This window comes from Ruegeria sp. BC5 (assembly GCF_056539205.1).
In genome coordinates this window covers 1,016,631-1,029,787 of the sequence record NZ_JBQFUN010000001.1, presented here as the reverse complement: position 1 = coordinate 1,029,787, position 13,157 = coordinate 1,016,631, and the positions used below count along the sequence as shown (strand labels likewise).

The following is a 13,157-nucleotide window of genomic DNA, read 5'->3' as shown; positions in this document are numbered from 1 at the left end:
TTGCGAGTGCAATAGAACGTAATTTACCCAAAATTTCCAAATGCTACCTCCGAGAGTGTCGGGGCAACAATAAATGAACAGGCAGTCAGTCATGACCGATCAGGACCCCCGATTTATCAGCGTAACCCCAATGAAAAACGAAGGCCCCTTTGTGCTGGAATGGGTGGCCCATAACCGGGCAATTGGCGTCGACCAAATAGTGGTGATGACCAACGACTGCACGGATGGTACGGATGCTTTGCTGAACCGGTTGGATGAAAGGGGCATCCTCACTCATGTCGACAACAACTCGCGCCGTCAGACCAGCCCCCAAAAGCGCGCCTACAAAAAATTCTTGGCGATGGAGGTGGCGCGGCCGCAAGACTGGGTGGTTGTGATTGACGCTGATGAACACATCAACGTCAAAACCGGTGACAACACATTGCGCGCTCTGACCGATGCCATCCCGGACGCCAAGATGATTTCGATGACATGGCGCCTGTTCGGAAATGCTGGTGTCGTTCGATATGAGGATCGATTCCTGTCGGACCAGTTTCGACGAGCGGCGCAAGAGCAGAAATACCGTCCACCGCAAGCCTGGGGTTTCAAAACGATGTTTCAGCGCGAACTTTGGAGTGCGCTGGGGGTTCATCGACCCAAACGCCCGACAGTTGAGACCATGGAAGATTGTCACTGGTACAACGGATCGGGGCAATTGATGCCGGACCGGTATTTTAGTGCCAGTTGGCGCTCGGCACGGGATTCCATTGGGTATGATCTGGTGCAGATCAATCACTATGCGCTGAAGTCCTGTGAAAGCTACCTGGTCAAGAAAATGCGCGGGCGGGCCCACCATCTGGGGGAAAGCCTTGGCATGGACTATTGGAACATGATGAACCAAAACGCCGAGGAAGATGGCTCGATCGATGTCATCCTGGATCGCAAGCGCGAACATTTTTACGAGTTGCTGTCAGATACTGAAACGGCCCGGCTGCATCATTTGTCCTGCGATCTGCACAGGCAGAAGATCATGGACCTGCGGGCGCAACCAGAGATGCAGGACCTCATGCAGCAGATGACGGCGGATTTTGCGGCCAGTCACAGGGAATGAGCGGAATTCTCTTTGAAACAGGAGGCCTGTGATGCTTTGGCTGCATATAGGTATGCCCAAGACCGGCACGACTGCGTTGCAGGCATATGTGCGTCAGAACAAGGCCCCACTGGCTGATGTCGGCTTGCATTATCTTGAGGCGGGCCGTCGTCGGTTGGAAGGAAGCGGACGTCTGGCGATCAGCCACAACATCATCGCCTTTCGCATCAATCAGACCAATGAGTCGATGGACCCGTTCCGCGCGTTGATGGCAACCGAGTATGAGGCGCACAGCGATCAGACCTGCCTAGTGTCTTCAGAGATGTTCTATTCCTGTGATTTGAACAAGTTGGCACAGGTATTCGCGGAAATCCCCTCTCGCGACTTAAGGATCACCTACTATTGCCGCCGCTACTCGGATTTCTTTGAAGCCGACTACAAGCAGCGCGCTAAGAATGGCCGTATGGGCACCAGCGCGTCGGAATATGTCCGGGACAGGCTGGCGAAAATCAAGAATGACCCTGGGACCTTCACCTTTTCGGCGAAACTGGACCAAATCCGGCAGGCTTTTCCGGGCGTTACGATTGTCCCGATGATGTATGATCGCGCGCAGATGGTCCAAGGCCATATCGTGGATGATTTCATGTTGCGCATAGGCGTGCCTTTGCCGGAAGGCACGGCGGCTAAACGGCCCGCTAACCAATCTCAGTCGCGTGTGGCCAGCGAAGCTTTTGGCATTGTCTCACGTTCCATGGGGCGCAAGGAAAGTCGCCAGCTGCGTCGGCGCGTGGTCAGTGATCCGGTCATGATCCGGCGCTATGATGTGCTGGAGCCGGACGAGCGGGCCTGGCTGGATGAGTATTTGACCAAGCTAGACGTCACATTCCAGCAAGAGTTCTTTCCCGACCGGCCAAGGCTGTTTGAGCCGGTTGAACTAAACGAAGAAGACCAGAAATTCCGACGCGACACGCCCGAGGAATACGACGCCCTGCGCCGCGCGTCCGAGATCGTCTTTCGCATGGCGCTAGAGGATTGAACCCTATCGTTCGATGGTGATTTCCTGACGCTGGCGACCAGTTGTTTTGTCAAAGATCAAAATACGGTTGTCATCGGTCACCACCGCATACCAGTTGCTGCCGATTGTCACTGCCTGTGCTTTGGCGCCGTCTGGAAGCTCGATCTGATCGGGCAGGGTGGGGGTTCTGTCCGATAGTCGGATGACAATCAGCGCGAATGTCACTAGAACCCCGCCAATCATCACCGCGGTCAACAACATGACCATTCTCCGCAGCAGGCGAAGCTGCGGTGTTTCCTGCGGTTCTTGGGGTTCGGAAGGGACAGTCATGGGCACCCGCCAGATTGAATTTCAGATTGCGGCCGATCCGCCGCCTCGTCTTGATAAGGCGCTTTCGCGGGATGTGCCAGCCGATGAAAACCTCTCGCGCACGCGGTTGGCCCGGCTGATTGATCAGGGCGCTGTTCTGATCGACGGCATCGAGGCGCGCGACCCAAAAGCCAAAGTGGCCGAGGGCGCATCCGTGGCGATTACCGTGAATGAGGCAGAGGACAGCCATATTGGTCCCGAAGATATCCCGTTGGAGATTGTCTTTGAGGACGCAGACCTGATCGTTATCAACAAACCGGCGGGCATGGTTGTGCATCCTGCGCCGGGGTCTCCGAGCGGTACATTGGTCAATGCGTTGCTGCATCACTGCGGTGACGACCTGTCCGGGGTAGGCGGGTTCAAGCGTCCCGGAATCGTACATCGCATCGACAAGGAAACCAGCGGCCTGCTGGTGGTGGCGAAATCCGATGCGGCCCATCACGGTCTGGCTGCACAGTTCGAGGCGCACACGGTCGAGCGCTACTATCGCGCGATTTGCTACGGCGTGCCGGATGCGAATGACCCTCGTTTGCGCGGTGTCAAAGGCGTCAGCTTCGAGCCCGGAAACATCATGCGCCTGACCACGCAACTGGCACGGCACAAGACCGACCGGCAAAGGCAGGCGGTGCTGTTTCATGGCGGGCGTCATGCGGTGACGCGGGCACGTCTGGTTGAGGTTTTTGGATCACCAGCAGGGTTGGCTTTGATCGAATGCTGGTTGGAGACCGGGCGCACGCACCAGATCCGCGTGCACATGGCCCATGCCGGGCACGGTTTGGTGGGCGATCCGGTTTACGGCGGCAAGCGAAAACTGGCCGCCAAGGCGTTCAGCGCGACCACAGCCGAGGCCGTGAGAGCCTTTCCGCGGCAGGCACTCCACGCCGCTGTGTTGGGTTTTGAACACCCGGTAACTGGTGAAAACCTGCGGTTTGAGGCCGAATTGCCCGAAGATATGCAGAAACTGATTGAACAGCTTCGCGCACCGCTGACATAATGCGCAAAGTTACGTGATTAAGACTTTCTTTGGTTTCCTTTATCTATCGTTAATTCCAAACTGTTAACGGTACCTCTTGAACGGATTGGGACGACCTCCCATATCCCATGTTAACGAATTAAACATTTGTCGGAGGGACATGAATCATGGCAAATTACGCAAATCTCCCCGCGCCGACGCCAGAAGGCGGCCTGAACCGCTATATGCAGGAAATTCGCAAGTTTCCGCTGCTGGAGCCGGAAGAAGAGTACATGCTGGCGAAGCGTTGGGTCGAAGAGCAAGATACTGAAGCGGCTCATAAAATGGTCACATCGCATCTGCGCTTGGCGGCCAAGATTGCCATGGGCTATCGCGGTTATGGTTTGCCGCAGGCCGAGGTGATTTCCGAGGCCAACGTGGGCCTGATGCAGGCTGTCAAAAAGTTCGATCCGGAAAAAGGTTTCCGGTTGGCGACTTATGCCATGTGGTGGATTCGCGCCTCGATCCAAGAGTACGTCCTGCGGTCGTGGTCCATGGTGAAACTGGGCACGACCAGCGCGCAGAAAAAGCTGTTCTTCAACCTGCGCAAAGCCAAGGCACGCATTGGTGCGCTGGAAGAAGGCGACCTGCGTCCCGAGAACGTCAAGCAGATCGCAAATGATCTGGGCGTGACCGAAGAAGAAGTCATCAGCATGAACCGCCGTATGTCCGGTGGTGACGCTTCGTTGAACGCGACTGTTGGGTCCGAAGGCGAAGGCACCATGCAGTGGCAGGATTGGCTTGAGGATGAGGATGCCGATCAGGCTGGCGATTACGAAGCCCGCGACGAGCTGGACGCCCGGCGCGAGCTTCTGGCGGCTGCTCTGGAAGTCCTGAATGATCGGGAAAAGGACATCCTGACTCAGCGCCGCTTGATGGATCAGCCCGTCACGCTGGAGGACCTGAGTACGCAGTACAATGTCAGCCGCGAGCGTATTCGTCAGATCGAGGTTCGTGCGTTTGAGAAGCTCCAAAAGAAAATGCGCGAATTGGCGCGTGAAAAAGGGATGCTGGGCAACGTCTGAGACGGACCCAAGCAAAGAAAGCCCGCCGTAGATGGCGGGCTTTTTTGTTTAAGCAAAGATAAAATCGCTTTCCGACAGTTGACCGTTTCCAACACCAAGTAGATCGATGCTGTCGCCATCTCCCAACTCGATTGTGGTGCGGAAGAACCCGCTTTCGATGTGGTCTTCGATATCCTCGAAGCTGTCGATACCGTCGTAGCCGCTGAGGTCGATCTTGTCCTTGCCGATCTCGAAGTCGAGGATGGTATCTTCTCCGTCGCCTTCTTCGAAGAAAAAGGTGTCACGCCCACGGCCGCCGACCAAAAAGTCATCGTCAGCGCCGCCATCGATCAGGTCTTTGCCGCGACCGCCAAAGATTTTGTCGTTCCCATCATCGCCGCGCAGAATGTCCATGCCACGACCGCCGAAAATGGTGTCATTGCCATCACCACCTAGAACAATATCCTTACCGCGACCGGCGCCGATGACGTCATTTCCGCCACCACCATGCACAAAATCCTTGCCACGACCGGTGAAGTGGAATTCGTCCGAGTCATCTCCCAGAATGAAATCTGTATTCTTCTGGCCCAGGATACCGGTCACGGAAACTGGCAGTAGTACCCCATCCAAAACGTGGATGATCCCGTTCGAGGCGGGAACGTCGAAACCGACAAGACCTGGATCGTCGATTCCCGGGTCCGCATCGCCCAAGCTGGGTGGCATGCTGGAAAGGTTCAGTTCCACTTCACCACCCTGCAGCGTTTCGATGGCCGCACCGTCACCCAAACTGACGACCTCTTGTTTCGTGAATGACTCATCGACGACGTGATAGGTTAGGATTTCGGTCAGCAGAGGTATCGGATCGCCACCGCCTAAGAGGGTCAGGGCTTTCACGATGTAATTCAGCGCTCCGGCTTCGTCCGAGCCTTCAAAGCCCAAAGCCTGAGCCAATCCGATGAATGCCGCATCTTTCGGCGCAAAAACGGTCAGATCGGCGTTGGGGTCGGCCAACGCTCCGTCCAGACCTGCTGCAAGAACAGCCTCGCGAAGGATGTCGAAATCATGAGCGTTATGGTCGAAGGTTCCCGGGTCCCCGCTTAGTTCCAGGACTTTTCCGGTAATCGAAGGTAGTTCTGTATTAGCTGGCATATCGGTTTATCTCCCACCCGGTTGCGCGCCTTTGGTCGGGAGTAATACTGACAGGTCAGGTATCTCTCCCCGGCGGTAAAGTTGTTACGGAGTGAGTTGGAAAACGGATCACGAAATTCGGATTTATCAATTGAGAGCCTGGATAAGATCCGGTTTGGCGGCGCCGAATCTCATTTAAATTTCAACAATTTGAATCACAAGGTGCAACTAGTTCAATTGTTGCTGGAAAACTCTCACCATATTCTCACCCATCACTTTCCGAACCTGAGCTTCGGTCAATCCCTGATCCAACAATGCCGAGGTCAGGGCCGCCAATTCCGATGTGTCAAATGCGGTTTCTACTGAGCCATCATAGTCTGACCCCAACGAGACATGGTCTTCGCCAACGGTCTGGATGGCTGCCTTTATCATCTTGGCGATGCCGGTCGGGGTGATGTCCCCGCAGGTAACGTCCGCCCAATAACCCATGCCGATTACACCGCCGGTGGCGGCAATCTGTTGCATCAGATCGTCGGGATAATTGCGTTTGACCGGGCAGAATCCGTGCAAGCCGCTGTGGCTGACGATCAGGGGAACATCAGTCATATCGATCACGTCACGCGCGACCTGAGGGCTGGAATGGGCCAAATCGATCACTACGGGCCGTTGCGTCAGGTCTGCCACAAGCTGACGGCCGAACTCTGTCAGGCCAGCGTTGCCCACCCCATGCAATGATCCGCCCAGTTCGTTGTCAAAAAAGTGGTGCAGTCCAAACACTCGGTGGCCGGCGTCGAAAAGAGCGTCCAGATTGTTCAGATCGCCCTCTAGCGCATGCGCGCCTTCAATGCCCAGGATGCCTCCGACAACGGGTTGGCCTGCCGCACGGGCAGCCAGCACGGCGTCTAGGTCAGCCCTTGTCTTGACGACTTTCAGATGCCCGTCCGAGGCCGCTTCGAACTGATGTAACTTTTCCGCCTGATAGACGGCGCGTTCCTTCAGGCTGTCCCACGTACGCAATGGCCACAACTGTCCGATGGCCAAAAGGGTAATGTTATCAAAAGACTCAGCCGAGTTCGCCTCATAGTTCTGACCGGCAGGGGATTTGGTGACGGCGGTGAAGACCTGTAGCGCGACGTTACCCTCGATCAGTCGTGGGATATCTACCTGACCGCGGGTGCCTCGTTCGGTCAGATCACGGCTCCATAAAAGGGGGTCCGCGTGTAAGTCGCCGACGATCAGGACTTCGTGCAATGCGGCGGCATCGTCGGACACCGCATAGGGAGCATGGGCGATCACGTTGTTCCGATCAGCTTCAATGTAAGACGGAAGAAATCCGAAAAACACGACGGCACCGACCACAACTGCAAGCAACAGCAGACCGCCAATCCACTTGAGGACCCGTTTCATTCTCACTCCCTTTCAACCATTGGGGGCAGACTACGAAGGTTCCATGCAGATAAAAGCCTGACTTAACGTCGGATGGTTGCTAGAAGGTCAGGAAATGGGGCTGTTAGCGATAACGCTTGGATCGCCCCTGATTACACATGTCGGAGGAAATTATGCATATACCAGTTCAATGGGGCGTTCTGGGTGCTGCCAAGTTCGCGCGGCAATTCATGGCACCGGCGATTCATGCGGCCCACGGCGCGCGTCTGGCCGGGCTGGCTACGTCAGACGCTGCCAAGGCTGAACCGTTTCGGGCCTTTTGTTCTGACTTGGTGGTTTATGACAGTTATGACGCGTTGCTTGCGGACCCTCAGATTGAGGCTGTTTATATTCCCTTGCCCAACCACCTGCATGTGGAATGGAGTCTCAAAGCATTGGATGCGGGCAAGCATGTCCTGTGCGAAAAGCCGATGGCCATGACCGGGGCCGAGTTCGACACTCTGATCCAAAAACGGGATAAGACCGGGCTGCTGGCGGCCGAGGCTTACATGATCGTCCATCATCCGCAGTGGCAATTGGTGCGAAAGTTGATTTCCGATGGGGCCATCGGCAAATTGGTGCATGTGACCGGTGCCTTCAGTTTCGACAATCGCGCGGATACCGGAAACATCCGCAATCGTGCCGAGACCGGCGGTGGCGGGCTGCGCGACATCGGTGTTTATGTGATCGGCGGCGCGCGATTTGCGACGGGGCAGGAGCCGGTACGGGTGGAGTCGGCCATTCGTTGGCAGGACGGGATCGACACCTTCACGGAAATTCGCGCACAATTTCCGGATTTTACCTATTCCGCATATGTCTCGATCCGCATGCATCCGCATCAAGAGATGGTGTTTCACGGTGAAGGTGGGGTTATTCGCCTGACTGCTCCGTTCAACGCACGCGTCTTTGGTGAGGCGCGCGTGGAATTGCACCGTCCGGGGCTTGAGGTTCAGGTCACGCGCTTTCCCGGGGATGACCATTACAAGCTGCAGGTCGAGGCGTTTTGCCGATCCGTGCGCGAAGGTGTCAAATACCCATGTCCGCTTGAATTCTCACGCGGGACGCAGGAGATGATCGATCGCGTGCTGGAAGGGGCGGTTTCCCTCTGACTTGCCACGTCGCGCCCGGCTCGGCTAATCTGGCGTGCACCTGATCAGGAGGACGCCATGGCAGGCGGTTGGGCGCGTGACGGCGCAGTGAGTGAACAGATCGAAGCATCCATTTCGGATGAGCTTGCCCGGATGCAGGCGCAAAAGCAGCCAGTGGGCGAAAGCCTGACCCATTGCGCCGAATGCGAGGAACCGATCCCCGAGAAACGGCGTTTGGCCTTGCCGGGCGTCAAATTGTGTCTGGATTGCCAGCAGGAACGGGATGGGGCTTTCAAAGCGCGTTCTGGGATCAATCGGCGTGGCTCTAAAGACAGTCAGTTGAAGTAACCGGATCCGAAGGATGCCCGACACCAAGCTTTTTCAAAATGGTCTGGTGCTTGGGTTTCTGGCCGCCTTCCTTTGGGGCACACACAGCGTCATCGTGCGCTATCTGACCAGCGATCTGGGCGGGCTGCAAATTGCGGTGACGCGCCTGTTCATTGCCGCAATGGCCATCTATTGCATGCTGCGCGTGATGCGGGTTGCCGTGTCGATCCGTCTGAGCGACTGGAACTTTCGGCTGGCGGTTCTGTCGACGGTCGTCAACTACATCCTGTTCCATATCGGCTTGGAATATACCGGTGCGGCCAATGCGATGGTGCTTGAAAATACGGCGCCATTCTTCGTGCTGGTGTTTTTGTACTTCTTTGCCGACACCCCCGTCACACGCACCGATGTTCTGGCCACAGCGTTGGCAATTCTGGGCGTTTTTCTAACAGTTTATCAGGATTTCCAAGGGGGCGGAGACCCCTTGTTCGGCGATCTGCTTGAAATCGGTGCGGGCCTCAGCTGGGCGGTATTTCTGATCTCAAGCAGCCGCGCGATGCGCAATTCGGAATCAACCGCAGAGCGTCTGAATTTCCTCTTCGGGATATTCCTATGCTCTGGCGTTTTGTTGCTGCCGCTGGCCGTGTTTTCGTTGCAAGTTCCGACGGCCAATGACGTGGTCTTCCTGCTCCTGCTGGGGGTGCTTCCGACCGCGCTGGCCTATTACTTGTGGTACGAGGCCGCCGCGCGGGTGTCGACGCTGACAGCGACCTTGATGTTCGCCGCCTCGGTCGTGTTCACTTTCATCAACTCGGCGCTGTTTCTCGGGGCCGCAATCACGCCGATTGCAGCCCTTGGGGCGGTGTTGATCGTAGCCGCCGTGTTCCTGACGACCAAAAGTCAGAAGTGATCAGTTTTCCATCGCTTCCAATTCGTCGATGAAGCCCGAAATCATCGACAAGCCCTTGTCCCAGAATTTCGGATCGCTGGCGTCCAGCCCGAACGGGGCAAGCAGTTCTTTGTGGTGTTTGGACCCACCGGCGCGCAGCATTTCGAAATACTTGTCTTCGAACTCTTCGGACCCGCTTTCGTAAACGGAATAGAGCGCGTTCACCAACCCATCCCCAAACGCATATGCGTAGACATAGAAGGGTGAGTGGACGAAATGCGGGATATAAGCCCAGAAGGTTTCGTACCCGTCCATGAATTCGAATGCGGGGCCAAGGCTTTCAGCCTGAACACTCATCCACAGGGCGTTGATGTCATCCGGGGTCAGTTCGCCTTCACGCCGTGCCGCGTGCAGTTTGCATTCAAAATCATAAAAGGCGATCTGACGGACAACCGTGTTGATCATATCCTCTACCTTACCGGCCAACAGCACCTTGCGCTGCTCGGGCGTTTCTGCCTGGTCCAGCATTTTGCGGAAAGTCAGCATCTCGCCGAATACGCTGGCGGTTTCGGCCAGGGTCAGCGGGGTGGATGACAGCATCTCACCCTGATCTGCGGCCAGAACCTGATGCACGCCATGGCCCAGTTCATGCGCAAGGGTCATCACGTCGCGCGGCTTGCCCAGATAGTTGAGCATGACATAGGGGTGCACCTCGGTGACGGTTGGATGCGCAAATGCGCCCGGTGCCTTGCCCGGTTTTACAGCCGCGTCGATCCAGCCCTTCGAAAAGAACGGTGCCGCGATTTCGCCCATACGCGGGTCGAACGCGTTATAGGCGTCCATCACGGTTTTCTCGGCTTCGTCCCAGCCCACGATGCGGGTGTCTTCCATCGGAAGCGGCGCATTGCGATCCCAGACCTGCATGATGTCCAGACCAAGCCACTTACGCTTCAGTTCGTAGTAGCGGTGGCTGAGCTTGGGGTATGCAGCCACAACAGCCTCGCGCAGGGCCTCGACCACCTCGGGTTCGACATCGTTTGAAAGGTGGCGACCGGTTTGTGCCGTGGGCATATTGCGCCAACGGTCGACGATTTCCTTTTCCTTGGCCTGCGTGTTGTGTACGCGGGCGAAGGTTTTGACGTTGTCCTGAAACACAGCCGCCAGTTCGCGTGCCGCCGCTTCACGCTTGGAGCGGTCCTGTTCAGTCAGCAGGTTCAGGGTGCCTTCGATGTTCAACTCTTCACCATCAACGGTGAATGTCAGCCCGGCGATGGTTTCGTCGAACAGGCGTTCCCAAGCGTCACCTACAACGCCCAGATCGTGCAGAAATTTTTCCAACTCATCAGACAGCTGATAGGGCTTCATCGCGCGAATGCGGCGGAAGACGGGCTCATATCGGGCCAGATCGGCATTTGCGTCGAAGTTCGCTTTCAGCGCGTCATCGTCGATGCGGTTGATTTCCAATGTGAAGAACACCAGCGGCGTGGTGTAAATTGTGATCTTTTCCTGCATATCCGACAGGAATTTGGCGCGCTCAGCATCTGTGGTCAGTTGGTAATAGCGCAGACCGGCAAAGGACATGATGCGGCCCGCGATGGCGTTGATCTTTTCGTTGCGCTGCACGCAGTTCAGCAGGCTTTCGGCATCCAGATCAGCCAGCTTGCCTTCGTAGTCGGCGGCGAAGGACGCGCACTCACCCTCAAGCCATTCCAGATCGCGGTCCAGTTCCGGCGCTTCTTCCGAGCTGTAGAGGTCAGTCAGATCCCATTCCGGCAGGTTGCCAAGATCGCCGGCGCCTCCGGCTGCGTTTGCGTCACGGACGGGAAAGGGAAGGTCGCGCATGGATCACCTCGGAATATCTGCTTTGGCAAACATCTAGGCGCGGGCGACCCGGATCACAAGCCGCCTTTGCGTGAGGTTTTGTTTAGCTGGAAAGAGCAGCCGAGGTCGGTGCGTCCGAGTGGGCGGCCAAAAAATGTCCCGTCAGTTGATCAAAGACGGGCCCGCGCACGTCAGGCGCCTCCATCAGTACCTCATGTTCGCCATCGGGAATTTCAACCAGTGTGCCGCTGGGCCAGTTGGCCATCCGCGCCCGGATCGCTTTGCGGTCAACGATTTGCTCGTGACTGCCAAGGAAGGTCAGGGCAGGTGTGGAGGGCGCGGTTTGTTCCATCAGCCAGGCGCATTCGTCCAGCGCTTCGCGCAGCCAAATGGTCGAAGGCGCGCCAAGGGCCAGTTCCGGGTGCGCCTCAAGCTGGTCTTTCATCATTTGATACATCGCCGCATCGCGCGTCAGCATGTTGCCTTCGAAGGGTTGTGAGGCGACGTAACTTTCCAGCGACGTGGTCGGAGGCGTTTTTTCACCCAGCCCAATTCGTGGCCCCCAATAGGCCGTCAACCGGCTGAGCGGTTTCATGATCGGAGTGAAAAAGATCCCCCACATCGGGCCGGTAAAGGCGCAGGCTGCAAAAACATCTCGCTCCAGCACCGCGCGCAGACCAATTGCGCCGCCCATCGAATGGCCGATCACGTACCAGGGTTTGGGCAAATCAAGTTGGACGGCAAGTTCCAGGGCGGCATGCACGTCTTGTTGATAGTCGGTGAACTGATCGACATGGCCGACCCGGGGATCGTCCAGCAAACGGTCTGCCAACCCCTGACCGCGCCAGTCGACGGCCAGAAAGGCAAACCCACGGTCGATAAATTCAACCGCCGTGTTACCGTATTTTTCGATGTATTCTGTCCGGCCGGGGAACATCATCACCGTGCCGTTTGTTGCACCTTCGGGGTACCAGTGACCCACACGGATACGCGTATCGTCCGCAGTCGTCACCCAATGGGCCGCACCACCGGCAGGCCCGCCGGCCACGTCTTCAAAGAAAGGGGCCGGCGAGAACTTCATCAGGCCAGCACCGAGGCGAGTTTCATGGCAATACCCATGTCTCCATCCACGCTCAGCTTGCCCGACATGAACGCACCGGTGGGGTTCAGGTCGCCGCTGAGGATTTGTTCGAACGTATCCGCATCTGCGCTCAGGGTGACATCTGCGTCGTCATCGCTGACACGTGCGCCGTCCGCGTCCAGTACGATAGCACCCAGATCGGCGATGGCAAATTTGGCCGATGCGTCGAAATCGCCGCCGGACAGCTTTTCGTTCAGCGCGGCTGCGGCTTTTTCAAGAATGTCGCTCATGGTGTTCCTCTTATTGTTTCTGCGCCGTGAATGGACATCCCCGGTCGCAACGCTACACTGAACATTGTTATGGGCATTGCAATCAACAATCTCAAACGTACCGTCACGGCACTTTTTGTCACGGTCATGTTTTCCACCAGTTCGGTGGCACAACAGGCGGATTCGCGGGACGAGGACGTCTTGCTACAGCAATTGGCGCTATCCACGCCGGAACAGGCGATTGGTATCGACCGTCAACTCAAAGCTCTGTGGTCGCAATCGGGCTCAGCCTCGGCGGATTTGTTGCTGGAACGCGGGCGCGAGGCGCTGGATGACGGGGATGTGTTGACCGCGGTTGAACACCTTACGGCCCTGACCGACCATGCGCCCGGCTTTGCCGAAGGGTGGCACCTGCGTGCTTCGGCGTTTTTTGGGATGGATCGCTTTGGCATGGCCGCGGCTGATCTGGAACATGCGCTGACGCTGAACCCGAATAACTACGAGGCCATTTTCGGGCTTGGCCTGATTTTTGAGATCATCGAACAGCCCGACAAGGCACTGGATGCGTATGAGCGCGCGCTGGCTATACATCCTCATCATGAAGAAGTAACCAATGCGGTGAATCGACTGAAGCCTCAGGTCGAGGGTTCGGCCCTCTAA

The 13,157-nt window shown here is 56.8% G+C and carries 14 protein-coding genes; 8 read left to right on the top strand and 6 right to left on the bottom strand.

Annotation, left to right across the window (positions count from 1 at the left end; genetic code table 11):
• Window positions 1–91: 91 nt before the first annotated feature.
• Window positions 92–1,090 (top strand): glycosyltransferase family 2 protein, encoded by a 999-nt coding sequence (locus ACR0LY_RS05155; RefSeq protein WP_170348366.1) that lies wholly within the window; start codon window positions 92–94, stop codon window positions 1,088–1,090.
• 31 nt (window positions 1,091–1,121) lie between these two features.
• Window positions 1,122–2,105, top strand: a complete 984-nt coding sequence (locus ACR0LY_RS05150; protein WP_170348367.1) for a hypothetical protein — start codon at window positions 1,122–1,124, stop codon at window positions 2,103–2,105.
• A gap of 3 nt (window positions 2,106–2,108) precedes the next feature.
• Here the strand turns inward: ACR0LY_RS05150 and ACR0LY_RS05145 are convergent, their stop codons facing one another.
• A complete protein-coding gene (locus ACR0LY_RS05145; RefSeq protein WP_170348368.1) occupies window positions 2,109–2,414 on the bottom strand; it encodes a DUF6476 family protein in 306 nt (101 codons plus the stop codon).
• Here ACR0LY_RS05145 and ACR0LY_RS05140 point away from each other — a divergent pair.
• Both ACR0LY_RS05140 and rpoH read left to right on the top strand, forming a co-directional pair.
• Window positions 2,413–3,447, top strand: coding sequence for an RluA family pseudouridine synthase (locus ACR0LY_RS05140; protein ID WP_170348369.1), 1,035 nt, complete (start codon window positions 2,413–2,415; stop codon window positions 3,445–3,447). The genes ACR0LY_RS05145 and ACR0LY_RS05140 overlap by 2 nt on opposite strands.
• A gap of 146 nt (window positions 3,448–3,593) precedes the next feature.
• Entirely contained in the window at window positions 3,594–4,490 is an 897-nt protein-coding gene (rpoH, locus tag ACR0LY_RS05135) for an RNA polymerase sigma factor RpoH (protein ID WP_170348370.1), read from the top strand.
• Window positions 4,491–4,538: 48 nt separating this feature from the next.
• Here the strand turns inward: rpoH and ACR0LY_RS05130 are convergent, their stop codons facing one another.
• Both ACR0LY_RS05130 and ACR0LY_RS05125 read right to left on the bottom strand, forming a co-directional pair.
• Window positions 4,539–5,618: a fasciclin domain-containing protein gene (locus ACR0LY_RS05130; protein ID WP_170348371.1), complete on the bottom strand. Its 1,080-nt coding sequence runs from the start codon at window positions 5,616–5,618 to the stop codon at window positions 4,539–4,541.
• Between the two features lie 207 nt (window positions 5,619–5,825).
• Window positions 5,826–7,004, bottom strand: a complete 1,179-nt coding sequence (locus tag ACR0LY_RS05125) for a dipeptidase (RefSeq protein WP_170348372.1) — start codon at window positions 7,002–7,004, stop codon at window positions 5,826–5,828.
• 152 nt (window positions 7,005–7,156) lie between these two features.
• Here ACR0LY_RS05125 and ACR0LY_RS05120 point away from each other — a divergent pair, with 152 nt between their 5' ends.
• The 3 genes from ACR0LY_RS05120 to ACR0LY_RS05110 are packed head-to-tail and all read left to right on the top strand — an operon-like array spanning window position 7,157 to window position 9,347.
• Window positions 7,157–8,131: a Gfo/Idh/MocA family protein gene (locus tag ACR0LY_RS05120; RefSeq protein WP_170348373.1), complete on the top strand. Its 975-nt coding sequence runs from the start codon at window positions 7,157–7,159 to the stop codon at window positions 8,129–8,131.
• Between the two features lie 57 nt (window positions 8,132–8,188).
• Window positions 8,189–8,458: a DksA/TraR family C4-type zinc finger protein gene (locus tag ACR0LY_RS05115; protein WP_170348374.1), complete on the top strand. Its 270-nt coding sequence runs from the start codon at window positions 8,189–8,191 to the stop codon at window positions 8,456–8,458.
• 13 nt (window positions 8,459–8,471) lie between these two features.
• A complete protein-coding gene (locus ACR0LY_RS05110) occupies window positions 8,472–9,347 on the top strand; it encodes a DMT family transporter (protein WP_170348375.1) in 876 nt (291 codons plus the stop codon).
• Here ACR0LY_RS05110 and ACR0LY_RS05105 read toward each other — a convergent pair whose 3' ends face one another.
• The 3 genes from ACR0LY_RS05105 to ACR0LY_RS05095 all read right to left on the bottom strand — a co-directional run bounded on the left by ACR0LY_RS05105 (window position 9,348) and on the right by ACR0LY_RS05095 (window position 12,518).
• The gene (locus tag ACR0LY_RS05105; RefSeq protein ID WP_170348376.1) at window positions 9,348–11,168 is read right to left on the bottom strand and encodes a M3 family oligoendopeptidase; all 1,821 of its coding nucleotides are present in this window, start codon (window positions 11,166–11,168) and stop codon (window positions 9,348–9,350) included.
• Window positions 11,169–11,250: 82 nt separating this feature from the next.
• Window positions 11,251–12,228 (bottom strand): alpha/beta fold hydrolase, encoded by a 978-nt coding sequence (locus ACR0LY_RS05100; RefSeq protein WP_170348377.1) that lies wholly within the window; start codon window positions 12,226–12,228, stop codon window positions 11,251–11,253.
• Window positions 12,228–12,518, bottom strand: coding sequence for an SCP2 sterol-binding domain-containing protein (locus tag ACR0LY_RS05095; RefSeq protein WP_058280950.1), 291 nt, complete (start codon window positions 12,516–12,518; stop codon window positions 12,228–12,230). Before ACR0LY_RS05095 ends, ACR0LY_RS05100 begins: the two co-directional genes overlap by 1 nt.
• 30 nt (window positions 12,519–12,548) lie before the next feature.
• On the opposite strand from ACR0LY_RS05095, the gene ACR0LY_RS05090 reads away from it, so the two are divergent.
• The gene (locus ACR0LY_RS05090) at window positions 12,549–13,157 is read left to right on the top strand and encodes a tetratricopeptide repeat protein (protein ID WP_170348378.1); all 609 of its coding nucleotides are present in this window, start codon (window positions 12,549–12,551) and stop codon (window positions 13,155–13,157) included.